Origin of the sequence: Colwellia sp. MT41, assembly GCF_001444365.1 — a bacterium.
In the GTDB taxonomy this organism is placed as follows: domain Bacteria; phylum Pseudomonadota; class Gammaproteobacteria; order Enterobacterales; family Alteromonadaceae; genus Colwellia; species Colwellia marinimaniae.
Genome location: NZ_CP013145.1, coordinates 476712 through 503677 on the forward strand (window position 1 = coordinate 476712; position 26966 = coordinate 503677).

Consider the following 26966-nt stretch of genomic DNA (forward strand, 5'->3'; position numbering starts at 1 on the left):
TGAAAATAAGCCTTTTATCTAGTTAAGTTTTTAACCTTTTAATCTTGTTGTGCTGCTTTATTTGCTTGTTCAAATAATATATCACTTTGCTTTAAAAAAGTTTCAACATTATTGCTTGGCGCCATTAAATATCTGGGTGCCATTATCGTGGCATTATATTGTGGATGTGGATTAAACTCAGGCTTCTTACTGTATTGTAATAAGTAAGTACCGCCAAAGAGTAGTGCCGTAATACTTAACGCTACAACAATTCTACGTTTTGCACTAACATGAAAGCCAATATAGCTATTTAACCAAAACAGGCTAAAAGCTAGTCCAATGGGTACTAGCGTACTAATCAAACCGAGTAATGAATTACTCGAGGCGTTAAAAGCAATAATTTCTTCCAATAGATCACTAAGCCACAGCAGAATAAAAAAGCTAAAGCTAATACCAAGTTGAGCGAGTATCCGTGGATCATGCTTAGTGAGGTGAGACACTAAAGCCACACCTGCAGGCCATAAAGCAAATAATAAGCTCATACTAAAAGCGCTAACAAACAACTGGCTTATATTGGTTTCAGTTGGCTGGTTTAAATAGGAAATGTTTCCCGCTATCAGTATAAACAAAGCAATACTGATAAATACTGCAATAGGGTGGCGGATGAAGTCTATTAGCGACTCAAAGGGGCTAAAGGCAATGGTATCTGCTACTTGATGATCACTAAATAGTATTCTTAATTGGCTTTTACCTAAAACAATAACATCACCATCATTAATTACTTGTTGATGGTCATCTTTATTACTTGATTTGCTACCTTCTAATATTGTGCCATTTACTGAGTTATTATCATTAAGGCGCCAAGCACCTTGAGCAAAACTTAACGATAAGTGCTGCGGACAAATATGAGGGTCAGTTAAAATAATATCATTGTGATAACCCCGGCCAATGGAAATTTCGCTTTGCTTGAGTCGGTGACGATGCAGCAATTTATGATTACGGGTAATTTCTTCAATAATGATCTCACCTTGTTCACAGGGTAAATCATTACTTGTCATTGGCTCTGTTGCTGTGCAGCCATGCTCAGTATCTTTAATTATTTCCATGATACCGCCTCCATAAATTTACCAGTAAAAGCCAGGGCATTTTTTTTGCTGACACCGGCTAGAGTAAAGTGGCTGACTAAAGCTTGTTGATTTTTATCGATACTAGCGCCTAGATATAAGACATCAAATAATCCTGGGAATTCTTTGTAAGCACGAGTACAGAAAATACTTTTATTTTTAATTTCTTGGCTTGAACCAGCGGTACTTGCCGGTGTAATTATGTCATGGTGACATTGATACTCAGTGACATCATCTTTACCTGCTCTATTGCCCGCACCAGCTCGTGATATTTGCCGTTGATATAAATGATAAAATTTATTATCACTTAAATTCTTTGCTTGCATATAACGAAATTCAATTTCAACACTGCCAGTAAAAAAGTGTGACGAAAGATAAGTGTTTTCATCTAAAGAGCAATTAGCAATGGCCGCTAAAATAAGGGCATCTTTTTTATCCGCATTAGAGTCACCCCAGCAGCGAATGAAAGGTACGTCAATAATCGGGATCATAGCCTTACCGGCAAGCTCTTTACTTTGCCAAGTATTATTAAGTAGTGCTGACATTAGTTTATTTTGGTTGGCCATTAATTGAGCTGACATTTGTTGCTTAATATCTGTCGGTGCATTTTTTTTATAGTCACTGAAAAGTGTCACCAATTTTTCATGTGGAACCAAAAAACCAATTTGGTTACCCGATGTGGCTACATTAATGCCAACTACCTTTTCATCTTTGTTAACCACAGGACCACCACTCATGCCTGAATTAATAGAACCAGTGAAATGGATACGCTCATTGAACGATTCTTTTTTTAAACCGTTATAAGTACCGGGTACCACAATCATGCCTAAGTCATGAGGGTTGCCCAGAGCAAATAACTGCTCACCTTTAATCGGCTTTTTATCCGAAAGTATGAAGTAGGGCATATCAAGGTCAACATGACGTTTTACTAAGGCTAGATCATTAATAACATCGACACTCACCAAGTCGACTTGCCCCGATTTTCCTTGGTAGTCTAAATATTCAATGCGATATTTTTCTGGGTGACGGGCATAGCTAGATATTACATGGTAGTTAGTGGCAATAATGCCGTCTGCACTGATCTGAAAACCAGAGCCAATCGACGATTTCTCGCCACTGGCTTTATCAATCAATTTTATTTGATAAAGGGAAGGTGTTAGCTGGGCGAAAATTTCTTCAGCTTGCTCGGCGGCAAAAATAGTATGACTTAATAGTATAAAAACTAAGGTAAAAAGAGTTTTCATTCATCTTCCTGTGGATAAGCAATTCATCCATTGTGACACTAAATTAGCATTTGTCACTCTCTCAATAACATTAATCATCTTGCTTGATTGATGTCATTGTTTACCATGTTGAAGCCAAGTATGTTTTTCCCTAAATACCAATGAATAAACTTGCCATGACCAGCCTTAATAATCAACAAGCTGAGCAGTACTTACTTAACAAACCTGAGGCTAGCTTAGATTATCCTTTTGGCTATGATGTTAAAATTTTCAACGTTAAAAATTAAATTTTTGCTACTTTAGTGCTTGGAAACGTGGCTAAAGGAGATGCTAAAGACGTTATGCTGCGTGATATATTTCCGTCAGTTATTTCTGGCTATCATATCTGAATAAAATTCATTAATCATTAACGCTACTATTGTTGATTTACGCATGAGTTAATAACAAAGATATTAATTACTTTTTTACCATCACCGGGTTTACTTTTTAATATTTCGCTTCTTTTTATCCTTACCCTATGTCAAATTGAAAGTAGTCTAGAATCGAAAGCTCTTTTTGAGTTAATTTACTTTTTGTTTATAATGAAAAATCAACATCAGTGGTTAATAACAAAGGCTATCTAATGCAACGAAGACGATTTATTCAGAGAGAGGTATAGCACTCTATATGAGTTCATTACTGGCTTGTTCTAGTGTTATAAAAAAGGTATCAGTATCGAAAGAGAAAAGATTATATATCGATGGCTTATCTTTTATTCCGTCTGATCTGAATGATGTTAAAGCGGCGGAAATAGATGCTTTTATTGCTGACATCTCAGCTATTGAGGAAGTAAAACGTCCAGATGGTAGCTTGAATTATAAACGTACGTATCTGTGTGGTAAATCCTGAAATTATTGAAAGTGCGCAGGTATTTTATCAGGGATGATGAAAAAGCGGCGTGGTACATGGACGTACATTAACGCGGCACCTCGAAGTACTTGATTGAATGAAAGATAGGTTTTATTCGCAGCGCCGAGAGAGTCCAGAGAGGCTCGGCGATAGCCCTCTTTGGGTGTAGTCGCCACCGCGACGCGAAAGCAGTTAAGAATACAGACAACTTTAAATACTAGATTATATCAAGTCATACATAGTAAGGGCTTAAAATGCGCTAGCCGTGGTCCGGCTAGCGTTAAAACCAAATTAACCCTTGCCTTAATTGACAAATATTGACTCATAATCAGTAAAGCCCACCATTATCATAAGTACCATTTGGCATGACAAATGATGTATTAGGGCTAGCCAATGAACAAAGTGGTCCGTAAGGAGAGCCGTAATAGTCAGTGCGGCTTAGCTCTTGTCTGATATTTTGTAAATAGTTTCTATTCTGATCGTAACGATAATTACGCCACTGCTAATTGTATAAAAATAAATTTAGCAGTGAAAATAGCGAGTAAAAGTGTCATGTTTTTTTACACTTGTACAATTAGTTTGGTTGTGGTTTATTTTATCTTATTGTCTTTACTATGGTATTTGCATGTGGTATGCCCTATGCATTTCTTTGTACAAGGGAAGGGAAACCCACAAGTTAATTTTAAATTATAGAGATTATATTTTTAATATATTACTGAGGGCAAACTAATGAGAATGATAAAAAGAGCTCTGGCTATCGCGGTCATGGTACTAGCAAGTTTTTCTGCTTCGGCTGGTCTGATTAATGTTGGTGGTGTGGTCTGGGACCCAGATGATGGTGCTGATTTACGTGGCGGTTCGGCGATAATTTATCAACAGATTAATATATTGACGCTTGAATTGAGTGGGTACGGTAGATTAACTTCGATAAATGGCTATGCGGACATATGCCCTGGCTGTGAATTAAGCTATCAATTTGGTGGTTACACTATTTCTGCTGACGCAGCGGCAGCTGGCGATACAAATTTCAAAGGTGGTTGGATGGAATTTTGGGTCGATACATCACCAGACATTCTCACAGTCACTGATCAGGAAAAGTTAACCTTACAAAATACAGGGGGATCAGATGATGATGGTGATAATTTATTATGGCTTGCATTAAGGGGACATATCTTTGCTGGTGATGAAACCACATTTATTGGTAGTAGTTCACTTACAGGTCTATTGAATGGAGCAGGTGCTCTGGATGTTGTTGGGGGGGTAGCAATGTGGAACTTTGACACTAATATGTGGCCTCTCTCTAATGGATCTATGACTGATATTGTATTTTCGGGTGATTTTGATAGTTGGTCCAATGGCTGGGTAGTCAATGGAGTAACACAAGATTCCTTTGATGAAAGCGGAACTGCTGTTAGGTATTCAACAGGTAGTGCCGACTTCCATGGTTATTCCATCCCTGAGCCAAACACCCTAGGAATTTTTGCTTTAGGTTTAATTTTACTCGCTTTTGGTGTACGTATTAAGAAAGTTTAATGGTTATTCAGTGAGTCAATAATCTAATCAAATAAAAGGCCTTCATAAATGAAGGTCTTTTTTATTATTATCTAGTTCGATTACATTGAACATAAGCGCAGGTAGCTTTAGTGATAAACACTGTAAAAAAAACCGACAGTTATTGTACTCTATTGCTTTTAGATCATTCAGTAAGCAATAAAGCTAACTGCCGCTAGTGATGATTTTGGTGCTAATGCCACTAGTAATTAATGCCGCATTACTAGGCAACTCTTCATTACCTGCCAGTAAGTAAATAACGTGTTGCCCTTGCTGAGCAAGCTCTAACGCATGTTGGTAATTTACTAATATAGTTGAGCGGATACTTTGCGGATACTTTTCTGCATCACGGCGCACATATTCAATCAACTCTATATTTACCGCATCGTCATAAAAAACAGCATCAGCAAACTGTAAAGCGCGGTGAGCGTTTAAGGTTAAATCATCGGGGTTACCAGCTTTGGTATGGATAAAAATTATTGCGCCAGCCGGAGGCGCAATTTTTTCTTTCAAGCTGGCAATTAACTGCTGCTCAGCTTTGTGTTGTTTACCATCCAGTAAATTTTGCCCGATTGCACCACGCAAGGTGTTTTCCCAAAAGGTGCGGCGATTGCGTATACCTTTAATACGGGCTTTGACATGGTCACGAAATTTTAACGAAAAATCAGCCAGACGACCGTAACCCTGGGGTAGAGTTTTCTCTATTTGCTCGCGTAACATGCGAATTAAAATAGGTGCGCTACCTGAGCTTGATAAAGCAATAATCATAGGGGAACGATCAATAATAGCTGGCGTGATATAAGTGCATAGGGCCGGTTGATCAACCACATTGGCCAGAATGTTAAATGCTACCGCTTCATGATAAACACTTTCATTGACTGTTTTATTATCCGTGGCGGCTATTATCAAAGTAATGCCGTCTAATAAACCAGCTTTATAGTTATGTTTTAACCAAGTGAGTTGATTTTCGCTAATCAAACGTGCCACGCCATCAGTAACGCTGGCTGACATTATGGTGATTTTTGTGGTGGTTTTTAACAGTAATTCAATTTTACGGGCGGCCACATCGCCACCACCAACCACCATGGCATTAATTTTACTGCCATCAAGAAAAACGGGAAAATACTTCATCTACTAACCAACTCTATTACATCTCTTTATCTGCCCACATTAACATAGCAATAAACAGAAAACCTTAATCTGAATTAAGTTGACCTTTTCATTGTTGATAGTTAGGTGTTAGAACGGCTATAGCTCACTTAATGTTAACCTTGCTTCACTAACCGCTAAACCATTGGCATCGCCATAAATAGTCCAGCCAGGAATAAAGTCAATACCAGCAAAATTTACGACAATGTTAATGTCACCGACACCTAACTTTTCTGTTTTTATTGGATTACAACCAAGGGCTTTTACCGCAATCGCTAAAGTGGCAATAGTGCCCGCATCACGAATACAGCCATTGATAACCACAGCCTGCCAATTATTTTTAACCGCATTCTCTGCAATCATATCGCCTAATAGCGCCCGCTTCATACTGCCTTTACCATCAACTACTAATACCTTACCGGTACCATCGGTCGCTAATAGCTCTTTCACTTTGGAATTATCTTCAAAGCAAGCAACGGTGACTATTTCGCCAGAAAAAATAATGTTTTTACCGTAATCATTAAAGGGTACCTGTACGAGGGAAAGTTGTTCAGGGTATTGATCAAAGAGATCAGGCAGTAAATCCAGCATGGTAATTTCCGTTTTATCATTTATTATGCCTACTCTAGCAGTAATGAATGATAAACTAGCATCAAGCTTATTTATGGCTACTATTTACCAATTATATCTACTCTTTGCACTAACGACAAAGGCAAGTATAACAAGTAGCAGCAAACACCAAATACCAGTAGAGAATATCAGATGCCTTGGATACAACTTAGATTAAGTGCCAACGAAGATAATGCCGAAAAATACAGTGACTGGCTCACAGCCTGTGGCTCACAAGCCGTTACTTTTCTCGATGCCAAAGACACACCCATATATGAACCACTACCCGGTGATGAGGTTATCTACTGGTCGAATACCGTCGTTATGGGCTTATTTGAAGCTAGTCATGATATGGACAAAGTTATCCATTACTTGCAAGGTATTCACCCTGATAAAGAGCAAATGCAATACAAGCTAGAACAATTAGAAGACAAAGACTGGGAACGTGAATGGATGGACAACTTCCACCCAATGAAATTCGGCCAGCGTCTATGGATTTGTCCTAGCTGGCGCGACGTGCCAGACCCTGACGCGGTAAATGTTATGTTAGACCCAGGCCTGGCTTTTGGTACAGGTACACACCCAACCACAGCATTATGTTTAACTTGGTTAGATGGCTTAGACCTTCAAGATAAAACCGTGGTTGATTTTGGTTGTGGCTCAGGTATTTTATCAATAGCGGCCCTAAAATTAGGTGCCAAGAAAGTTATTGCTATTGATATCGATCCACAAGCACTACAAGCAAGTCTTGCCAATGCGGAGCGTAACAATGTTTCCGATAGACTTGAATTATATCTACCTAAAGATCAGCCTAAATTTAAAGCCGACGTCGTCGTGGCAAATATTCTCGCTGGACCATTGCGCGAGTTAGCGCCTACTATCATTGAATTCGTTGGTGATAAAGGTTTATTAGCGTTATCAGGTGTCTTAGAAGAGCAAGCACAAACACTACAAGAAATTTACGGCCAGTGGTGTGACATGGCGCCAATTAGCGTACAAGAAGAATGGGTTCGTTTAAACGGACAACGTAAGTAAGCTTTAGAGTCAGCCGCGAAGTGCTCCTATCGGGAGCTCTCCAAGTCACACTTCGTAATCCCAGTAGTACTTCTTTCGGGGATTATTTCAAGCTAAACCTCGCCATCCCCGAAATGTTATTCTTCAAGCGTCACCTCCGAGTTGTTAGTACTTCAGCGTCATCCCCGAAATGTTATTCCTCAAGTGTCATCCCCGAGTTTTATTGTCGGGGAGCCAGGGCTTTCTTAGATCCCCGTTGCACTTGAAGATGCATGTTACAGGACTCAGCTTAAGAAGCAACACGCCATGAACCCTCTAATGATTCACTTATTTCTGGCGTTTCGGGTTCATATATAGTGACTCTATTTCGACCCGAGTGTTTAGAGTCATAAGTAGCAAAATCGGCATCAGCTAATAATTTTTCTAAATCAAAGCCCGATCTTTTTACATCGGTAACACCAAAGCTGGCGGTAATGCTAAAATTATTACCAGACTCTTCGGTAATGGTGTTTTCAATGGCAGCCCTACAAGCTTCGGCGAGTCGCACCGCGCCTTCAATATTACAACTTGGTAATAAAATACAAAACTCTTCTCCGCCTAGGCGAGCAAAAACATCATTTGTACGGCCGATAGTTTTACACACTCTAATCGTTTCTTTGAGTGCCCAATCGCCACAGATATGGCCAAAAGTATCATTAATTTTTTTGAAATGATCTAAGTCGAACATTATTAGGCTTAAATCTTGTTGAGCCGTTTTACAATATTTTAATGTACTCACGGCTAGTTGGGTAAAGTGTCTACGGTTATAGATACCGGTTAGTTCATCATACTCAGACAGTACTTTGACCCGTTTATGAGATTGCCATAAACGCGCGCCACCAATAGCTAGCATAATGATAATTAAAGTCATCGCAGTAATAATCAGTTGAATATTGGCAACCTTGCTCTTGGCTAATACCTGCTCAGCAGTCAAAAAATCATTTTCTTTATTGAGTAATTTAATTTGCTTTTCATGTTCAAAAGCTTGCAACTCAGCCAGTTTGAATGCCAAATACTTAGATTTCTCACCTTCTAAGCGCTCTGTTTCTGCTTCACTAAATTTCTCATGATAGCTCAATGCTAAATCGATATTTTTTTCTTGCTTAGCAATAAGATAAAGAAGCCTGTAGCTGTCAGTATTCTGAAAAGCATTGATGTACTTATTGGCTTTCACTGCTTCTAATGCGTACTTTTTTGCATCAAGTAAGTTATCTAATTTAAAGTAACTATTAGCTAATATGTTATGCATACTAACTGTTAACATAGGATAGAGTGTTGCGTTGATTTCATCGTAGTGGGGCAATAAGGTCATAAGGGCTTTGTCAGCTTTAAGCGCCTTTAAGTATAATTTTGCTCTATATACACGAATAATATTGGTATATACCTTATTCTCAGCATTGATGCATATGCTTAGAGCGGCATCAATACTTTCATCATCCGGTTTTGCTTGTTGAAGGTTCATCCTTGCTTCAAGTGATAACTGCTCGACAAAGCAATTATGTTGCAGGGATAAGTTTTCTCGTTTAATTAAAGCAACATCGTTAAGGACTAAATTATACTGTTGGATTTGGTTGTAAAACATCATGGTCGTAAGGATACTTACTTGATAATGCTCCTCATCTTTAATTAAAGAGAGCATTTCTTTATTTAAAGCAATATGCCTTAAACCGTCAGACCAGTCCTTTTTTGCTGCGGCAACGTTTATTAACGTGTAGTTAGCTCTAAACCTAAGCAGGTTATTTGCACTAGATGTTAATAATTCTGTTAATAGATTATCTGCTAGATCATATTCACCACGGTAAGTTGCTAAGTACCCTTGAAGAAATTGATAATAATAACCTTGCTCAACATTAAATGAATCTTTTATCTGCGACAACTCGAGCAATAATTTTTTGTATACCAGTGGGTCATCGCGTCTATTTCTATCCGCTAATAAAAGCTTATCTGATATCTCTTTAGACGTTACTCTCAATGATAGGTGAGATGTTATTGTATTTGGTTGAAAGGTTGTCGATGCGACCACTTTACTTGGTATAACCCAAGCTAAAGTGGTCATAGATATCCATAGGAGTATGGGCCACCTCTTTGAGTGACAACTGTCTTTTAGTTCCTTTAAAATGCAGATGTTTTTCATGTTTAGCTTATTGTATTTTTAAACGTTAGTTGCGAATGTCTTGATGCAAGTGAAAATTTCCATCTCATTACCATCTTCTGGGACCATCAATGGCACACATTTAATCATGGGTAAATCATATATTGTCTCAGCTAAACGTTCGATGTTTTTGCTGCTAATGGCAAAAACTTGAGATTCAGTGAGATCGGTAGTAACTAACATACTCGTTAGTGCACGATCATTACTTAGTGAAGAGTCACTGGCCATTTGTATTAATACCTCAATTACCTTATTCATACTACTTACCTCCATGTTATTTAATTATTAATGTATTTACCGTTTTTCTTTGCTCGCTTATAACACCAGCGTTAATTCAGGACCATTTTTTATACGATCTTCTTTTTTATCTATTGCAGCTAACTTCGCTAGTATTGCCTCGTTAGGCTGCATTTTTCTGCACGGTGGAAGTACCAAGGTGGTATGCATAAATAGTTCAGCATCAACAAGGTCGGTTAAGGAAATTTTGTCCTCACGCATGGCATCAATGGCAATGCCCTTAGCTTGATATAAGATAACTTGATGATCTGCTGGATAATGCTCAAGCAGTAGATCAACTAATACCTGACGATAAGCTTTCCCCGTAGAGAACTTACCTAAAGACTTATCGCCAGCAAGGGCGACCTGCCATAAAATTAAATGTGCAGCGGTATCAATGTTACGTTTATAGAACATAAACTGACTGGTTTCATAATGAATGCAGCCAGTCTTTCCCGGATCTATAGCTAAATCGGCATAAAGACAATCTTCAGCCGAAATGCCAGGTTCCATGGTCGCAGGTAACTCTTCTAATTTGGCTTTTTTAATGGCTCTATGACTAACACAGGCAAATACACCGGGGTGGCCATAAAAGGCGGCAACAACTTTTTTACCGTCGCGCACCTGGCTTAGAATAGCCTCGACCATTTCGTTGTAGGTTATATTGCGATTTTTGCCTTCCTGGTAGAAGCGTTGCAGGCAGCGGACATCCGTATTGATTTCTTCTAGCCACTTTTGCGCAAAACCATTAGCCATCAGTGAGAATACTATGTCGGCTTGTTCGATATGGCTTCTAGCGATAGGGCTAATATGCGCGCCTAAAGTCATGCCAGTACCCACACAGACTAAACTACCTGACATAATAAATTCCTTTTAGTTATTATTAAATTTGTCTTGAGAACTGTTTGATAACGACTTGTAAACTAGCAAAAAGTAAAGTTTTACACTTGTAGCTATTTTGTAACTAAATTAGCAGAAGTAAGCATAGGGAGCAATCAGTATGTGACTAAATCGACTTGTTTTTATCTGTAAACTTAACTAATAGAGCATTGCATTCTATTAGCTGGTTATAGCGGCGGATGTGTGCGTAATAATCTTACTTTGCCACTGATCTTGATCAAAATACTGATAACCATAATCTGTGGTGGTATCTTGTAAACTAGCTTCGTAGACATAGCCGATTTTTTTCAATATACGTTGCGTAGCTCTATTTTTGTTCCGATAAAAAGCATTGATTCTATTAATATTAAGTTGTTTAAATCCGTATTCCATTATCGCGGCAACGGCTTCTTCAGGTAACAATTTCCCATTGGCTTTAGTGGCTAACATAATGCCAATTTCAACTTGTTCAATAGTTGCACTGCTTGCTTTAGTGGCTTGTCTTGCGGCTAACCAAGAAAATGCTTGTGTACCTATTATTTCATTGCTTTTGTTATCAATAATTGCCCAAGTGCGTACCGTATTTTTATCTAGCTTGTTGGCTTTTAAGGCACGATGAAAAGCCGCACTCGCTTGTTTTTGTGTTAGCGGCTCGCCAATAATACGCATCATTTTTTTATCTGTGTATTGATAACAATAAAAACTTTCGTCTGCGGTTATTAATGGCCTGATTAATAACCGTTCAGTGGTAAAACTATGCATGAAATTCTTAATAAATAAAATTGCTGAAATTGCTAAAACTGATTGTGGTAGATAAGTAGCAGTTAGCAGTTAGCAGTTAGTTGTTAGTTGTTAGTGGCTTAGCTATAGCTCCATGAGCTATCTAATTTTTCTTCTGCTTCATTTGCCGGCACCTCAAAAAGAGTGACCCTATTACGACCTGAATTTTTTGAGGCATAGGCAGCAAAGTCAGCATCAGCCAATAGCTTGTCTAAATCAAAACCAGAGCGCTTAACATCAGTAACACCAAAGCTGGCGGTAATGGTAAACTCACAACCAGACGCATCCGTAATTATATCTTCAATAGCAGCGCGACAAGCTTCAGCCCTAAGCATAGCCACATCAATATTACAGCTAGGTAATACGATGCAAAATTCTTCACCACCTATACGGGCAAAAATATCATTTTTTCTCCCGATACTTTTACACGCTTTTGTCACTGCTTTTAATGCCCAATCACCACAAGCATGACCAAAACAATCGTTAACTTTTTTGAAGTGGTCTAAATCGAACATGATCAAACTAAAATCTTGCTGAGCATTTTTGCAATACTTTAACGCGCTATTAGTTACCTGAGTAAAGTGACCACGATTAAAAATACCCGTTAGTGAATCCCACTCTGCCAGTTCTTTCACCCGTTTATGTGTGCGCCAAAAGCGTAAGGCAAATAAGACTAGCGCGACAATAATGAAGGTTAATAACACCAAGACTAAATGTCTGTTTGCTATTTTCGTTTCAGCTAATGCTTGTTCAGCAGCAAGTACATTGTTTTTCTCATTTAATAAATCTATTTTATTCTGTTGTACCAGGTTCTTATTTTTAGCTAACTGAAAAGCTAAGTTTTTAGTTTTTATGTCATCTGAATACAGTCTTTCTAACTCGGCATATTTTTCGTGAAAGTTCAGCGCAGAACTGGGATTGTTTTCTGTTTTTGCTATTTGGTAAAGTAGTTGGTATGTTCTAGTGGCTTGGTTAACATTATTGTTGTTTTTATTGGATAACAGTGCTTTTTCTGCATAATGCTTACTGCTAGCTATATCATTAGCTTGCCAGTAAGCTTGTGCTAGAGTGTTGTTTACCCCGGTAATTAATTCAGGGTAATAGCTACTGTCTAGTTCTTGCATATAGGGTAATAGGCTATCGAGTGCGCCATTTACATCTTGTTCAGCTAAATAGGCTTTTGCTTGATAAACACGAATAATACTGGTGACCATAATATCATTCGTTTTTTTACAGCTATTGATTGCAATAGCTGTATCAGGATCACTACTTTTTAGTTCATTTAAATAAAACTTTACTTCAAGGGCTAATTGTTTTGATATACAGTCAAGTTTTGGTGATAAAATTTGTGCTGATAACTCTTTGATATAATGTAAGGAGAGATCATATTGCTTCATATTTTTATAAAAAATAATGGTAGTAATTAAGTACGCCTGATAATAGTCACTATTTTCTATTGATGTCGATGTCTTAATATTTGTGGCAACTAGTTCTAAGCCCTCATACCACATTTTTTTGACAGCATACACATGTACTAAGGTGTAACTGGCGCGAAACTTAGTTAGCTGGCTAGCATCGGACGCCAGGATGCTTTTAAATTGCTTTTCTGCTTTATCAAGTTCACCTCTGAAAGTATAGCCATAACCTTTTAAAAAATTAAATAAATGCTGCTGTTCTATAGTGAAGTCGTCTTTTATCGACAGGTTTTGCATTAATTGCTGGAATTTTAATGGTTGAAAACGTCTTATTTCATCGGCAAGTTTAAGTGTCGCTGAAATATCATCCTGATGAGTTAGGATTAGTTGTTCTGAAAGAACAGGATTGGGTAAGTTTTCTTGTTGGCCACTAGCTAAATTGCAGCAAGTGACTAGCCATAACAATAGTACTCCTTTAATGTGAAGTCGCTTATATTTATTACTTTCAATTGAATTTGAATTTGAATTCACAGCAGCACTATTCCTTTAGCTGGCTAATTTTACAATTTAGTCTTATTAGCCATTAACGGCGCAGTTAAGATGATTTTTAGCTTCATCATTATTAGTTTCTTCTTGATTTTCCTGCTCATTGTCTTCAGGGGCAACTACGATTGAACACATAGATACAGGGAAGTCAGTAATAGTTTCAGCTAGGCGTTCACTGTCCAGTGCTAATATTGCTTGTTTTTGTTCATTTGAAATATCGGTGTTTGCTAATAGTGCTGTTATTTCTTTATTAGTTATTAAGCTTGCATCATTCGCCATCGTTGCTAATACGTTTATTACCTTACTCATACTGCTTACTCCCTTTTATTGTTTTTGTGAAACCTGTTTAAGGTGTTAATTGATAAAATTAACTATTTTTAATCAATTACCTTGGCTGCTAAATTAGCAGGTTTAAGGGGAAGAGGGAATGATTAGCCTTGATTTTACTAACAATGTTTAATCGGTAAGCTGCGATATTACTTTAACTTTTATGTATCGCCGAGCGTTTACTATGTAAGGCAAACTTATTAGCGCTCAGTTGCTGCTCTGCTAATAAGGTGAAGTAGGGCGTAATGTCCTTTTCTGGATATTGCCACATTAGTTTCTTAAAACTGGCTAAGTCTTCACTTTGCGCTTGGTTGAAAGACTATGGGTAACTTAACGCAGGAGTAATATTATGCTCAGTGAAGTAGTCGCTAAAATCAAAGCTTTTATTTAGCTGGTGATAAGCCAGCCCTAAAATGCCATTGGCATCAGCAAATGTTTTACTTTACTTTGCTGAATGAACTAAGGCTACGGGTGCATTCGTTAGTTTCATGCTCTGACTTTTTGCTATGTCTTGCGGGTGTTCAGATTCATGGCAATGTCCATGAATATTGATATTGGTATAAATAACCGGGCCATTCCAGCGGCCAACACCGTAGTTAACTTCTTGAACTGCGCTGCTAGCCGTTAACTTTTTATCAAAATTTGCTGGGTAAGCGGAGCTTTTACCACTAGGGTACTGCTACCGGTGTCGAGTAACAGATTTACCGGCGATTTTTCACTGCCAAGGTGTAAAGTAACACTGTAGTCACCTTTGCCAAATACATTGCTCATTGGCATTCTTAAAATAGTATTTAGGGTCTTTGTCATTATATTTATAATTATTATTGCTTTAGCAATTAGTTTGCCAAGTGGTGTTATTTTACTCTGCCACAGTTGCAGGCGTTATTCGAGCTAAGTTTCGCCATATTTGGCTTTGTCTTTTTTTGGTGTATTTGTCAACAAATTTGTGAGTAAATTGTACGATTTACGCTCACATTAATGCTTTAATAAATGTCAATATCAAAAAGGTAAAAATAATCAAATATTGTTCAAATTCTATGCTTTTCAATTGAAATAAAGCCGTGTAAACTTAGCGCCCTTTTGTAAGGTAGCTCAAAAAAACAGCAGTATGAAAATAGGCACATATCAACTTAATTCGCAGGTAATACTTGCTCCTATGGCAGGAATAACCGATCAACCTTTTCGACAATTATGTTGTCAATTGGGTGCGGCTTTAGCAGTTTCTGAAATGCTTTCCTCAAATCCGAAAGTGTGGCATACCGAAAAGTCTAAATTGAGAATGTTGCATAGTGATGCCGCAGGAATCCGCAGTGTACAAATTGCCGGAAGTTGTCCTGATGAATTAGCTTTTGCCGCCAAGGTTAATGCTGATAACGGCGCACAAATTATTGATATCAATATGGGCTGCCCAGCAAAAAAGGTAAATAAGAAATTAGCGGGTTCTGCTTTATTAAAAGAACCAGCACTGGTTGAGCGTATTGTTCAGGCTGTGGTAAAAGCGGTAGATATTCCGGTTACGCTAAAAATTCGCACAGGATGGTGTGAAGAGTCTCGTAATGGTATAGAAATAGCTAAAATTGCTGAAAATAGTGGTATAGCATCACTCGCAGTGCATGGCCGTACCCGTAATGACTTTTATAAAGGCAATGCGGAATACGACACTATTAAAGCAATAAAAGCGGCTATTTCAATTCCGGTAGTGGCAAATGGTGATATTACTTCACCTGAAAAGGCGCTACAGGTTTTAAGCTATACGGGTGCAGATGCCATAATGATTGGCCGTGGTGCACAGGGTCGTCCGTGGATTTTTCGAGAAATTAATCATTTCTTGGCAACGGGCAATAAAATGCTTGCACCTACATTGGACGAAGTACGTTCAATAGTATTGGCTCACGTTATGGAGTTACATCAGTTTTACGGCGATTTCAAAGGTGTGATGATTGCCCGAAAACACGTCTCTTGGTATATACATAATCTGGTTGAGACCTCCGATGGTTTCAGTACAGCGTTTAATTCTGACCAAGGCAAAGCGTTTAGAGCTATTTTTAATGCTTTAGCGTCTACCTATGAACAATTGGCGACGTTAGGCAAATTTTTTGATGATTTTGTTACTGCTCCTTCCAGGGAGCAGTACAAGTTGTCGTAGTTTTATTTTTATTTTATTAACAAAAGAAAGAGTTATATCATATGTTCGAACAAAATATTTCTTCTCCATTTATCACTGGCGATATTCAAACACAAACTAAAACGTCTCCATTACGTAGCCAAGCTAAAATCGCAATTAGTAACTACTTATCACAATTAAATGGTAACGATGTTGATGATATGTATGACCTTGTATTGAGCGAAATTGAAGCGCCAATGTTAGAAGAAGTTATGATGTACACTCGCGGTAACCAAACACGCGCTGCCAACTTACTTGGCATCAATCGCGGCACGTTACGCAAGAAACTTAAAAAATACGGTATGAACTAATATCGAATTTATATTGAAAAGCACCCTAGGGTGCTTTTTATGTTTATACCAGTCCACATAAAGGCGTTCTCTCTTTAACGGAATGGTTTTAAATCACTCTAAATCACTTTAAATAATCATGTAACCTCGCAAGTTAACGGCATGTCGGCACAAAGTTAGCAGTAAGTTACAACTAAAAAGGTAAATAAAGAAATGGATACTCCACGTCCAATTAAACGCGCACTATTAAGTGTTTCTGATAAAACGGGAATTGTTGAATTTGCTCGTCGCTTAAGTGAGAAAGGTGTTGATCTTCTTTCTACTGGCGGTACCGCAAAATTATTGGCTGAAAACGGCATCAAGGTAACTGAAGTGTCTGACTACACCGGTCACCCAGAAATTATGGATGGTCGTGTTAAAACATTACATCCTAAGATACATGGCGGCATCTTAGCCCGTCGTGGTATTGATGAAGCGGTAATGGCAGAAAACAATATCAGCGCAATTGATATGGTTGTGGTTAACTTATACCCATTTGCTAATGCAGTAAGTGATGAAAACTGTTCATTAGAAAATGCTATTGAAAATATTGATATTGGCGGCCCAACTATGGTTCGTGCTGCGGCAAAGAACCATAAAGACGTGACTATTGTTGTTAACGCACATGATTACGACCGTGTATTAACTGAATTAGATAACAACAATGATTCACTAACCTATAAAACACGTTTTGATTTAGCGATTGCTGCTTATGAGCATACCGCTAGTTATGACGGTATGATTGCTAACTACTTTGGTAAAATGTTACCCGCGTACGGCGAGAAAGACTCTACTGCTTCCTTTGAAAATAAAGTGAAATTCCCACGTACTTTTAATAGCCAGTTTATTAAAACACAAGATTTACGTTACGGTGAAAACTCGCATCAAGAGGCTGCTTTTTATAAAGAAGCTAACCCAGGAGAAGGCTCCATTTCTACTGCGACTCAATTACAAGGCAAAGCATTATCTTATAACAACATTGCTGATACTGATGCCGCGTTAGAGTGTGTTAAAGAATTTGATGAACCAGCTTGTGTAATCGTTAAACATGCTAACCCTTGTGGTGTTGCTATTGGTGATAATATTCTAGCGGCTTATGAAGGTGCTTATAAAACTGACCCTACTTCAGCGTTTGGTGGCATTATCGCTTTTAACCGCGAATTAGATGCTGATACAGCTGAAGCCATTGTTTCTCGTCAATTCGTAGAAGTAATTATCGCGCCAAGCATTTCTGCGGCTGCAGCAAAAATTGTTGCTGCTAAGCCGAACTTACGTTTATTAGAATGTGGCCAGTGGCATAGCAAATCGACTGGTTTTGATTTTAAACGTGTTAATGGTGGTTTATTAGTACAAGATACTGACCACGGCAGCGTAACGAGTGACGAGTTAAAAGTCGTTACTAAACGTAAACCAACAGCAGACGAAATGCGTGATCTACAATTTTGCTGGAAAGTAGCAAAATACGTTAAATCTAACGCCATCGTATATGTTAAAAATAGCATGACTATTGGTGTCGGCGCAGGTCAAATGAGCCGCGTATATTCAGCGAAAGTTGCTGGTATTAAAGCTGCAGATGAAAATCTAGAAGTTAAAGGCTCTGTAATGGCATCTGATGCATTCTTCCCATTCCGTGATGGTTTAGATGCAGCCGCTGAAGCAGGCATTACTGCAGTAATTCAGCCAGGTGGCTCTATGCGTGATAACGAAGTTATTGCCGCAGCAGACGAACATAACATCGCCATGGTATTCACCGGAATGCGCCACTTCCGCCACTAAAATTGCTCCTTGTCGCTGCTAAGTCCAATTTAGGCGTCAAAAGTACTCACTGACATTCGTCAGCTCCGTGCTTTTTTCTTGAAATTGAACAGAGCAGCTTAAAGGAACTTCATTTAGGTTCGATGATTTAGTATGAAAGAAAGCAGTGTTGATTTATTTACTTACATTAAAATCAACGCTGCTTATTTGTTTAATACCACTTAAATTAATTAAGGTTACAGTTTTCAATGAGGGTAAAAGTTCAGTAACAAGGCGCTTGGTTGACTAATAGCTGGCTATTAGGATTGAAAGCAACGACGTTATTGAATTTTTAGAGCATTTGACAATGAATTCTTAATTAGTGTAATTGGTATGATATCTGTTATAAATATTGCCGTTAATTAATACCTTAATCGTTATATGAGATATATCGACTTAAATACTAATAATTCTTTCAAGGACCATAGTTATGACAATTAAAACTAACGCGCTTAAATCAATCGCTATTGCAGTAACCTTAAGCTGCAGTGCAATAAGTTTATCTGCAACTGCGCATGACACTCATGCCCATGAAGCTAATGCCAACAATAGCGTTTCTTCAAAGGCACTTGCAAACGCAGTTGCTGGTGATCATCGTACCGCTAAAAACAAAGCGCGTGATCAATATCGTCACCCTATTGAAACGTTAAATTTTTTCGGTTTTACCCCAACCATGACTGTCGTTGAAATTACCCCAGGTGGCGGCTGGTACACAGAAATATTAGCGCCGGCGTTAAAAGGCACGGGTAAACTATACGGTGCCCATTACCCAGACACGGGTGAAGATGACTACTATAGTAATTCGCGTAAAAAATTAGTGAAAAAATTAGCTTCAGACGTGGTTTTTAGTGAAGTGGTTTTAACCGACTTTACCCCACGTCAAGAAAGTGAATTAGCACCACAAGGTACTGCCGATCTTATCTTAACCTTTAGAAATCTACATAACTGGAAAGATGCCGGTGTTGAGCAAGTATTTAAAGATGCTTTTAATGCGTTGAAGCCAGGTGGCGTTTTAGGTGTGGTTGAGCACAGATTACCAGCGGGCGCTGATGCCGAAAAAGCAGGAGGCTATGTTTCAGAAGCAAAAACAATCAAGCAAGCTAAAGCTGCTGGTTTTAGATTTGTTGCGTCGAGTGAGATTAACGCTAACCCAAAAGATTTAGCGCAATATACAGTCTGGACGTTACCGCCTTCATTAGCATTGGGCGAAAAAGACAGGGCAAAATATTTAGCGATTGGCGAAAGCGATCGCATGACTTTAAAATTTGTTAAACCAGCAAAGTAAGTGTTGGTTTAGCGCATAAGAAAATAAATAGGAAAAACATATGAAAATCTTAGTTATTGGCGGCGGTGGTCGTGAACATGCACTAGCATGGAAAGCGGCTCAATCAAGTCAGGTTAGCAAAGTGTTTGTTGCCCCAGGTAATGCTGGTACAGCAAGCGAAGCAAAGTTAGAAAATGTTGCTATCGATATTAGTGACAATGCTGCCTTGGTTGCTTTTGCTCAAAGTGAAGACGTTGCCTTAACTATTGTTGGTCCTGAACAACCCCTTGTTGATGGCGTTGTTGATGCTTTCCAAGCGCAAGGTTTAGCTATTTTTGGTCCAAGTGCCAAAGCCGCTCAGCTTGAAGGTTCAAAGTCATTTACTAAAGACTTCCTAGCTCGTAATAATATCCCTTCAGGTAGCTATGAAAAATTCACTGAAGTTGAACCAGCACTTGCTTATGTTCGTGCCCAGGGCGCACCCATTGTTGTTAAAGCCGATGGTTTAGCCGCAGGAAAAGGCGTTATAGTTGCCCTTACCGTTAAAGAAGCAGAAGACGCTATTACCGATATGTTAGCGGGTAATGCTTTTGGTGATGCGGGTCATCGCGTAGTGATTGAAGAGTTTCTTGAAGGTGAAGAAGCAAGCTTTATCGTCATGGTTGATGGTAAGAATGTTTTACCAATGGCAACAAGCCAAGATCATAAACGTGCCTTAAATGGTGACTTAGGTCCAAACACTGGTGGCATGGGTGCATATTCTCCCGCAGCAGTGGTAACTCCTGAAATCCATGATCGTATTATGGCCGAAGTTATTATGCCAACGGTTGCAGGTATGGCAGCCGAGGGAGCACCTTACAGTGGTTTCTTATATGCAGGCTTAATGATAGCAAGCGATGGCACGCCAAACGTCATTGAATATAACTGCCGTTTTGGTGATCCTGAAACGCAACCTATCATGATGCGCTTACAATCAGATTTAGTTGAGCTATGTTTAGCCGCTACCCGTGGTGAATTAGATAAAGTAACCATCGACTTTGATAGTCGTGCTGCCGTCGGTGTGGTGCTTGCCGCACAAAGTTATCCAGCGAGTTACCCTAAAGGTGATGTAATTTCAGGCTTAGATGCTAACAATAATGTCTCAGCAAAAATATTCCATGCCGGTACTAAGCTTAATGAGCAAGGTGAGGTAGTTACTAATGGCGGCCGTGTACTCTGTGCAACCGCATTAGGTAATACAGTAACCGAAGCTCAACAAACCGCTTATGAACTATTGCACCAAATTAGCTGGCAAGGTGTAGAGTTTAGGACAGATATCGCTTACCGCGCTATTGCCCGTGAACAAGAAAGTACTTAACTAAAACTAGAACACAGCTAGTGTAATCGTAGAGAGGGTAAGAGGGAAAGATCATCTCAATGATCTTACTACTCATTTAACCTGTGATCATCTAGTTAACTATACAAAAACCGACCTTAGTGTCGGTTTTTTCATTATTTGCTAGAAAGTAAGCTTATGACTGCACTATATCAGCCGCTTTAGTTGCACTAAGTGCTAGGTTAAAAGCCTTGTCAAAATTGAGCCTTGTGTAAAAAAATGACCAAGGATCCTATGCGATCGTGCTTTATAGGCCAATATGAAAGCGATATGTATAATAAATACGCGAACGGGCGGAAAGGTGAAAATAACCCTTGATCAAAAATGAAAAGTCTCTAAAATGCGCATCAAGTTCCAAGGGGTAACCCAAAGAGCTGTTTTGATAAGTTATCTACTTCCTTTTAAGGTAAATCAACTAACTTAAGCTACGTTTTGAAGTGTTTTAAAATACTTTACTTTTTATCAAAAAAAACGTTGACATCAAAACTCGGAGGCGTACAATGCGCATCCTGCTTCGGGCAAACGGCAACGTTAGCAAGGAGCGAAGGTACTTAGCGAATGCGACTAAGACCTATTTTCTTTAACAATTAGTTATCATGCAATTTGTGTGGGCACTCACATTAATGTTGTTTTACATAGTTTTCCTTTCGAGGAGAACAAAAACGCTTAATGAATGATGTTCATGCAAATAAATATAAGTTACTTATTTCTAGCGAGATAGGTAGCGACTATGTAATGCTTCTTTTACTTGTAGGCGGGCTTATTTTTTAACGAAAGTATTCACGCATTACTTTTAAAAGAAACGACAGAATTCATTGAGCAGTAACACATCGCTTGCGATGAGGTTACACAAACGATTTTTAATTGAAGAGTTTGATCATGGCTCAGATTGAACGCTGGCGGCAGGCTTAACACATGCAAGTCGAACGGTAACATGAACTAGCTTGCTAGTTTGATGACGAGTGGCGGACGGGTGAGTAATGCTTGGGAATATGCCTTGGAGTGGGGGACAACAGTTGGAAACGACTGCTAATACCGCATAACGTGCTTTTTGTAGTGAAAAGTACCAAAGGGGGGGATCTTCGGACCTCCCGCTTCTTGATTAGCCCAAGTGAGATTAGCTAGTTGGTAAGGTAAAGGCTTACCAAGGCGACGATCTCTAGCTGGTTTGAGAGGATGATCAGCCACACTGGGACTGAGACACGGCCCAGACTCCTACGGGAGGCAGCAGTGGGGAATATTGCACAATGGGCGAAAGCCTGATGCAGCCATGCCGCGTGTGTGAAGAAGGCCTTCGGGTTGTAAAGCACTTTCAGTTGTGAGGAAAGGTGGTGATTTAATAAATCATCACTGTGACGTTAGCAACAGAAGAAGCACCGGCTAACTTCGTGCCAGCAGCCGCGGTAATACGAGGGGTGCAAGCGTTAATCGGAATTACTGGGCGTAAAGCGTTCGTAGGCGGTTATTTAAGCAAGATGTGAAAGCCCAGGGCTCAACCTTGGAACTGCATTTTGAACTGGGTAACTAGAGTACTGTAGAGGGTGGTGGAATTTCCAGTGTAGCGGTGAAATGCGTAGAGATTGGAAGGAACATCAGTGGCGAAGGCGGCCACCTGGACAGATACTGACGCTGAGGAACGAAAGCGTGGGGAGCGAACAGGATTAGATACCCTGGTAGTCCACGCCGTAAACGATGTCAACTAGCCGTTCGTGGACTTGATCCGTGAGTGGCGCAGCTAACGCACTAAGTTGACCGCCTGGGGAGTACGGCCGCAAGGTTAAAACTCAAATGAATTGACGGGGGCCCGCACAAGCGGTGGAGCATGTGGTTTAATTCGATGCAACGCGAAGAACCTTACCATCCCTTGACATCCTCAGAAGCCAGTAGAGATACAGGCGTGCCTTCGGGAACTGAGTGACAGGTGCTGCATGGCTGTCGTCAGCTCGTGTTGTGAAATGTTGGGTTAAGTCCCGCAACGAGCGCAACCCCTATCCTTATTTGCCAGCGCGTTATGGCGGGAACTCTAAGGAGACTGCCGGTGATAAACCGGAGGAAGGTGGGGACGACGTCAAGTCATCATGGCCCTTACGGGATGGGCTACACACGTGCTACAATGGCAGGTACAGAGGGCTGCAATACCGCGAGGTGGAGCGAATCCCACAAAGCCTGTCGTAGTCCGGATCGGAGTCTGCAACTCGACTCCGTGAAGTCGGAATCGCTAGTAATCGTGGATCAGAACGCCACGGTGAATACGTTCCCGGGCCTTGTACACACCGCCCGTCACACCATGGGAGTGGGATGCAAAAGAAGTGGCTAGTTTAACCTTCGGGAGGACGGTCACCACTTTGTGTTTCATGACTGGGGTGAAGTCGTAACAAGGTAACCCTAGGGGAACCTGGGGTTGGATCACCTCCTTATCTTGAAGTAAAATTGCTTAATGAAAGCTTCGGCTTTACGAGTGTTCACACAAATTACATGATAACAAATATGAAGAAGAACCCACTTTTACTGTAAAGTAAGGGCTATAGCTCAGCTGGGCAAATAACTTCTTCACTAAAGAAAGAAGCCAAACTTAAAGTGTTGTAGGCGGGAATTTATTCGCGCTTATGAAAACAACTTAAGTTTGGTTTTTTAAACCACTTTTTAAGCGAATGTGCCTTAAATTGAAGTTCTTTAACAATCTGGAAAGCTGATATAAATATCGGTATTTATGTCGTAACGAACGGTGTCGCGCTGAACGTTACAATGATATAAATACCAACAAAAGCGATACAATCTCTCCCAAGAGGTTGTATCAACATTCGATTAATGTCTACTCGACATTGATTGTCTTATCAAGTAACTCATCTTATATGAACCTTTCGAGGTAAGTATATTGAGTACGTGAAAATGTCAGACTTTACAATTAGTTCGGATTAGTCTCCGAACATTCTAGTAAAATGTTTTATCTTTTGTTTTTACGATAAATAATTCATTTCGACGGGATTTGTGCTTTAAACAAGGCGCTTAGATATGAAGTGTAGTTTGTTCTACACGAATATTTAAGCAACGAAGTATAAAGGTCAAATAACAAGAAACTACTTAGGGTTGTATGGTTAAGTGACTAAGCGTATGTGGTGGATGCCTTGGCAGTTAGAGGCGATGAAGGACGTGTTAATCTGCGAAAAGCTCAGGTAAGGTGATAACAACCGTAATAGCCTGAGATGTCCGAATGGGGAAACCCACTTAGCATAAGCTAGGTATCGTTAACTGAATACATAGGTTAACGAGGCAAACCGGGAGAACTGAAACATCTAAGTACCCCGAGGAAAAGAAATCAACCGAGATTTCGTTAGTAGCGGCGAGCGAACGCGAATCAGCCCTTAAGCTTATTGGGCGCTAGTGGAATCTACTGGAAAGTAGAACGATACAGGGTGATAGTCCCGTACACAAAAGCAACCTTTAAGTGAAATCGAGTAGGACGGAGCACGTGAAACTTTGTCTGAATATGGGGGGACCATCCTCCAAGGCTAAATACTACTAACTGACCGATAGTGAACCAGTACCGTGAGGGAAAGGCGAAAAGAACCCCTGTGAGGGGAGTGAAATAGAACCTGAAACCGCATACGTACAAGCAGTGGGAGCCAAATTTAGTTTGGTGACTGCGTACCTTTTGTATAATGGGTCAGCGACTTATATTCTGTAGCAAGGTTAACCGATTAGGGGAGCCGTAGCGAAAGCGAGTGTTAACTGCGCGTTTAGTTGCAGGGTATAGACCCGAAACCCGGCGATCTACCCATGGGCAGGTTGAAGGTTGAGTAACATCAACTGGAGGACCGAACACACGTATGTTGAAAAATGCGGTGATGACTTGTGGGTCGGAGTGAAAGGCTAATCAAGCCGGGAGATAGCTGGTTCTCCCCGAAATCTATTTAGGTAGAGCCTCGGACGAATACCATTGGGGGTAGAGCACTGTTAAGGCTAGGGGGTCATCCCGACTTACCAACCCTTTGCAAACTCCGAATACCAATGAGTACTATCCGGGAGACACACTGTGGGTGCTAACGTCCATTGTGAAGAGGGAAACAACCCAGACCGCCAGCTAAGGTCCCAAAGTACTAGTTAAGTGGGAAACGATGTGGAAAGGCATAGACAGCTAGGAGGTTGGCTTAGAAGCAGCCATCCTTTAAAGAAAGCGTAATAGCTCACTAGTCGAGTCGGTCTGCGCGGAAGATGTAACGGGGCTAAACTAGTCACCGAAGCTGCGGATTTGCAATTTATTGCAAGTGGTAGGGGAGCGTTCTGTAAGCCGTTGAAGGTAGATTGAGAAGTCTGCTGGAGGTATCAGAAGTGCGAATGCTGACATGAGTAACGATAAGGGGAGTGAAAAACTCCCCCGCCGAAAGACCAAGGTTTCCTGTCCCATGTTAATCAGGGCAGGGTAAGTCGGCCCCTAAGGCGAGGCGGAAACGCGTAGTCGATGGGAAACAGATTAATATTTCTGTACTTCATTATATTGCGAAGGAGGGACGGAGTAGGCTAGGTGAGCACGGCGTTGGTAGTCCGTGTGAAAGGCTGAAGGTTGGGAGATTAGGTAAATCCGGTCTCCTCCTTTTATTAGGAAAACTGAGAGCTGAGACGAGTCACTACGGTGATGAAGTCATTGATGCCACACTTCCAGGAAAAGCTTCTAAGCTTCAGATATAGTGGAACCGTACCCCAAACCGACACAGGTGGTTGGGTAGAGAATACTAAGGCGCTTGAGAGAACTCGGGTGAAGGAACTAGGCAAAATAGTACCGTAACTTCGGGAGAAGGTACGCTGGTATAGGGTGAAGGAACTTGCTTCCGGAGCCTAAACCAGTCGAAGTAACCAGGTGGCTGGAACTGTTTATTAAAAACACAGCACTGTGCAAAATCGAAAGATGACGTATACGGTGTGACGCCTGCCCGGTGCCGGAAGGTTAATTGATTCGGTTAGACTTAGGTCGAAGCTGATGATCGAAGCCCCGGTAAACGGCGGCCGTAACTATAACGGTCCTAAGGTAGCGAAATTCCTTGTCGGGTAAGTTCCGACCTGCACGAATGGCGTAATCATGGCCACACTGTCTCCACCCGAGACTCAGTGAAATTGAATTTGCGGTTAAGATGCCGTATACCCGCGGCTAGACGGAAAGACCCCGTGAACCTTTACTATAGCTTGACAGTGAACATTGCTCCTACATGTGTAGGATAGGTGGGAGGCTATGAAACCATGTCGCTAGATGTGGTGGAGCCAACCTTGAAATACCACCCTTGTATGCGTGATGTTCTAACCTAGGGCCGTAATCCGGCTTGGGGACACTGTCTGGTGGGTAGTTTGACTGGGGCGGTCTCCTCCCAAAGAGTAACGGAGGAGCACGAAGGTTGGCTAAGTACGGTCGGACATCGTACGGTTAGTGCAATGGCATAAGCCAGCTTAACTGCGAGACAGACACGTCGAGCAGGTACGAAAGTAGGTCATAGTGATCCGGTGGTTCTGTATGGAAGGGCCATCGCTCAACGGATAAAAGGTACTCCGGGGATAACAGGCTGATACCGCCCAAGAGTTCATATCGACGGCGGTGTTTGGCACCTCGATGTCGGCTCATCACATCCTGGGGCTGAAGTCGGTCCCAAGGGTATGGCTGTTCGCCATTTAAAGTGGTACGCGAGCTGGGTTTAGAACGTCGTGAGACAGTTCGGTCCCTATCTGCCGTGGGCGTTTGAGAATTGAAGAGGGCTGCTCCTAGTACGAGAGGACCGGAGTGGACGAACCACTGGTGTTCGGGTTGTCATGCCAATGGCATTGCCCGGTAGCTACGTTCGGAACTGATAACCGCTGAAAGCATCTAAGCGGGAAGCAGGCTTTGAGATGAGTTCTCACTGGGACTTTAAGTCCCCTAAAGGGTCGTTGGAGACTACAACGTTGATAGGTCAGGTGTGTAAGGACTGCGAGGTCTTGAGCTAACTGATACTAATTGCCCGTGAGGCTTAACCATACAACACCCAAGTAGTTTTTGACTATAAAGTGTGTGTGAGACTGACATAAATATATAAAACACGTACTCGTGTTACTTGAATTGCTTTTGT

The 26966-nt window shown here is 40.5% G+C and carries 19 protein-coding genes and 2 rRNA genes; 10 read left to right on the forward strand and 11 right to left on the reverse strand.

What is annotated here, in order from left to right; genetic code table 11:
- Positions 1–38: 38 nt before the first annotated feature.
- Complete coding sequence (locus CMT41_RS02055; RefSeq protein ID WP_058026201.1) at positions 39–1085, reverse strand: FHA domain-containing protein; 1047 nt, start codon at positions 1083–1085, stop codon at positions 39–41.
- The gene (locus CMT41_RS02060; protein ID WP_057179506.1) at positions 1076–2347 is read right to left on the reverse strand and encodes a S1 family peptidase; all 1272 of its coding nucleotides are present in this window, start codon (positions 2345–2347) and stop codon (positions 1076–1078) included. The genes CMT41_RS02055 and CMT41_RS02060 overlap by 10 nt, the downstream gene beginning before the upstream one ends.
- A 645-nt stretch (positions 2348–2992) precedes the next feature.
- Between CMT41_RS02060 and CMT41_RS02065 the strand changes: the two genes are divergently transcribed.
- Positions 2993–3214, forward strand: coding sequence for a hypothetical protein (locus CMT41_RS02065; RefSeq protein ID WP_058026202.1), 222 nt, complete (start codon positions 2993–2995; stop codon positions 3212–3214).
- Positions 3215–3943: 729 nt separating this feature from the next.
- The gene (locus tag CMT41_RS02070) at positions 3944–4747 is read left to right on the forward strand and encodes a PEP-CTERM sorting domain-containing protein (protein ID WP_157466246.1); all 804 of its coding nucleotides are present in this window, start codon (positions 3944–3946) and stop codon (positions 4745–4747) included.
- 183 nt (positions 4748–4930) lie between these two features.
- Here CMT41_RS02070 and CMT41_RS02075 read toward each other — a convergent pair whose 3' ends face one another.
- Together CMT41_RS02075 and CMT41_RS02080 are read right to left on the reverse strand one after the other, a co-directional pair.
- Positions 4931–5896: a siroheme synthase gene (locus tag CMT41_RS02075; RefSeq protein WP_058026204.1), complete on the reverse strand. Its 966-nt coding sequence runs from the start codon at positions 5894–5896 to the stop codon at positions 4931–4933.
- A gap of 117 nt (positions 5897–6013) precedes the next feature.
- On the reverse strand, positions 6014–6505 hold the full coding sequence (locus tag CMT41_RS02080) for a putative 4-hydroxy-4-methyl-2-oxoglutarate aldolase (protein WP_058026205.1): 492 nt from the start codon (positions 6503–6505) through the stop codon (positions 6014–6016).
- 171 nt (positions 6506–6676) lie between these two features.
- Between CMT41_RS02080 and prmA the strand changes: the two genes are divergently transcribed.
- The gene (gene prmA / locus CMT41_RS02085) at positions 6677–7558 is read left to right on the forward strand and encodes a 50S ribosomal protein L11 methyltransferase (protein ID WP_057179514.1); all 882 of its coding nucleotides are present in this window, start codon (positions 6677–6679) and stop codon (positions 7556–7558) included.
- A 268-nt stretch (positions 7559–7826) separates the two neighbouring features.
- Here the strand turns inward: prmA and CMT41_RS02090 are convergent, their stop codons facing one another.
- The 7 genes from CMT41_RS02090 to CMT41_RS18915 all read right to left on the reverse strand — a co-directional run bounded on the left by CMT41_RS02090 (position 7827) and on the right by CMT41_RS18915 (position 14722).
- Positions 7827–9632: a GGDEF domain-containing protein gene (locus CMT41_RS02090; RefSeq protein WP_157466248.1), complete on the reverse strand. Its 1806-nt coding sequence runs from the start codon at positions 9630–9632 to the stop codon at positions 7827–7829.
- 96 nt (positions 9633–9728) lie between these two features.
- Positions 9729–9986 (reverse strand): hypothetical protein, encoded by a 258-nt coding sequence (locus tag CMT41_RS02095; protein WP_057179516.1) that lies wholly within the window; start codon positions 9984–9986, stop codon positions 9729–9731.
- Positions 9987–10043: 57 nt separating this feature from the next.
- Positions 10044–10865 (reverse strand): SAM-dependent methyltransferase, encoded by an 822-nt coding sequence (locus CMT41_RS02100; RefSeq protein WP_058026207.1) that lies wholly within the window; start codon positions 10863–10865, stop codon positions 10044–10046.
- Between the two features lie 198 nt (positions 10866–11063).
- Entirely contained in the window at positions 11064–11645 is a 582-nt protein-coding gene (locus CMT41_RS02105; protein ID WP_057179518.1) for a GNAT family N-acetyltransferase, read from the reverse strand.
- A gap of 98 nt (positions 11646–11743) precedes the next feature.
- Complete coding sequence (locus CMT41_RS02110; RefSeq protein WP_157466250.1) at positions 11744–13609, reverse strand: GGDEF domain-containing protein; 1866 nt, start codon at positions 13607–13609, stop codon at positions 11744–11746.
- A 45-nt stretch (positions 13610–13654) separates the two neighbouring features.
- Positions 13655–13933, reverse strand: coding sequence for a hypothetical protein (locus CMT41_RS02115; RefSeq protein ID WP_057179520.1), 279 nt, complete (start codon positions 13931–13933; stop codon positions 13655–13657).
- 642 nt (positions 13934–14575) lie between these two features.
- Positions 14576–14722, reverse strand: coding sequence for a hypothetical protein (locus tag CMT41_RS18915; protein WP_157466252.1), 147 nt, complete (start codon positions 14720–14722; stop codon positions 14576–14578).
- A 337-nt stretch (positions 14723–15059) separates the two neighbouring features.
- On the opposite strand from CMT41_RS18915, the gene dusB reads away from it, so the two are divergent.
- The 7 genes from dusB (at position 15060) to CMT41_RS02150 (ending at position 26875) form a co-directional block, all read left to right on the forward strand.
- Positions 15060–16097: a tRNA dihydrouridine synthase DusB gene (gene dusB / locus CMT41_RS02120; protein WP_058026209.1), complete on the forward strand. Its 1038-nt coding sequence runs from the start codon at positions 15060–15062 to the stop codon at positions 16095–16097.
- Between the two features lie 41 nt (positions 16098–16138).
- Complete coding sequence (fis, locus tag CMT41_RS02125) at positions 16139–16426, forward strand: DNA-binding transcriptional regulator Fis (protein ID WP_019029596.1); 288 nt, start codon at positions 16139–16141, stop codon at positions 16424–16426.
- A 192-nt stretch (positions 16427–16618) separates the two neighbouring features.
- Positions 16619–18220 carry a bifunctional phosphoribosylaminoimidazolecarboxamide formyltransferase/IMP cyclohydrolase gene (purH, locus tag CMT41_RS02130; protein ID WP_057179522.1) on the forward strand — a complete coding sequence of 534 codons (1602 nt, stop codon included), beginning with the start codon at positions 16619–16621 and terminating at the stop codon, positions 18218–18220.
- A 448-nt stretch (positions 18221–18668) separates the two neighbouring features.
- Entirely contained in the window at positions 18669–19523 is an 855-nt protein-coding gene (locus CMT41_RS02135; protein ID WP_057179523.1) for a class I SAM-dependent methyltransferase, read from the forward strand.
- Positions 19524–19563: 40 nt separating this feature from the next.
- Positions 19564–20859, forward strand: coding sequence for a phosphoribosylamine--glycine ligase (gene purD / locus CMT41_RS02140; protein ID WP_057179524.1), 1296 nt, complete (start codon positions 19564–19566; stop codon positions 20857–20859).
- An 879-nt stretch (positions 20860–21738) separates the two neighbouring features.
- Positions 21739–23294, forward strand: a 16S ribosomal RNA gene (locus tag CMT41_RS02145).
- 676 nt (positions 23295–23970) lie between these two features.
- Positions 23971–26875, forward strand: a 23S ribosomal RNA gene (locus CMT41_RS02150).
- The 16S and 23S rRNA genes sit together here, the layout of an rRNA operon.
- Positions 26876–26966: the final 91 nt, after the last annotated feature.

Coding starts and splice junctions, on each gene's coding strand:
- CMT41_RS02055 (WP_058026201.1), bottom strand. CDS start 1,085: ATGGAAATAATTAAAGATACTGAGCATGGCTGCACAGCAACAGAGCCA.
- CMT41_RS02060 (WP_057179506.1), bottom strand. CDS start 2,347: ATGAAAACTCTTTTTACCTTAGTTTTTATACTATTAAGTCATACTATT.
- CMT41_RS02065 (WP_058026202.1), top strand. CDS start 2,993: ATGAGTTCATTACTGGCTTGTTCTAGTGTTATAAAAAAGGTATCAGTA.
- CMT41_RS02070 (WP_157466246.1), top strand. CDS start 3,944: ATGAGAATGATAAAAAGAGCTCTGGCTATCGCGGTCATGGTACTAGCA.
- CMT41_RS02075 (WP_058026204.1), bottom strand. CDS start 5,896: ATGAAGTATTTTCCCGTTTTTCTTGATGGCAGTAAAATTAATGCCATG.
- CMT41_RS02080 (WP_058026205.1), bottom strand. CDS start 6,505: ATGCTGGATTTACTGCCTGATCTCTTTGATCAATACCCTGAACAACTT.
- prmA (WP_057179514.1), top strand. CDS start 6,677: ATGCCTTGGATACAACTTAGATTAAGTGCCAACGAAGATAATGCCGAA.
- CMT41_RS02090 (WP_157466248.1), bottom strand. CDS start 9,632: ATGACCACTTTAGCTTGGGTTATACCAAGTAAAGTGGTCGCATCGACA.
- CMT41_RS02095 (WP_057179516.1), bottom strand. CDS start 9,986: ATGAATAAGGTAATTGAGGTATTAATACAAATGGCCAGTGACTCTTCA.
- CMT41_RS02100 (WP_058026207.1), bottom strand. CDS start 10,865: ATGTCAGGTAGTTTAGTCTGTGTGGGTACTGGCATGACTTTAGGCGCG.
- CMT41_RS02105 (WP_057179518.1), bottom strand. CDS start 11,645: ATGCATAGTTTTACCACTGAACGGTTATTAATCAGGCCATTAATAACC.
- CMT41_RS02115 (WP_057179520.1), bottom strand. CDS start 13,933: ATGAGTAAGGTAATAAACGTATTAGCAACGATGGCGAATGATGCAAGC.
- CMT41_RS18915 (WP_157466252.1), bottom strand. CDS start 14,722: ATGAGCAATGTATTTGGCAAAGGTGACTACAGTGTTACTTTACACCTT.
- dusB (WP_058026209.1), top strand. CDS start 15,060: ATGAAAATAGGCACATATCAACTTAATTCGCAGGTAATACTTGCTCCT.
- fis (WP_019029596.1), top strand. CDS start 16,139: ATGTTCGAACAAAATATTTCTTCTCCATTTATCACTGGCGATATTCAA.
- purH (WP_057179522.1), top strand. CDS start 16,619: ATGGATACTCCACGTCCAATTAAACGCGCACTATTAAGTGTTTCTGAT.
- CMT41_RS02135 (WP_057179523.1), top strand. CDS start 18,669: ATGACAATTAAAACTAACGCGCTTAAATCAATCGCTATTGCAGTAACC.
- purD (WP_057179524.1), top strand. CDS start 19,564: ATGAAAATCTTAGTTATTGGCGGCGGTGGTCGTGAACATGCACTAGCA.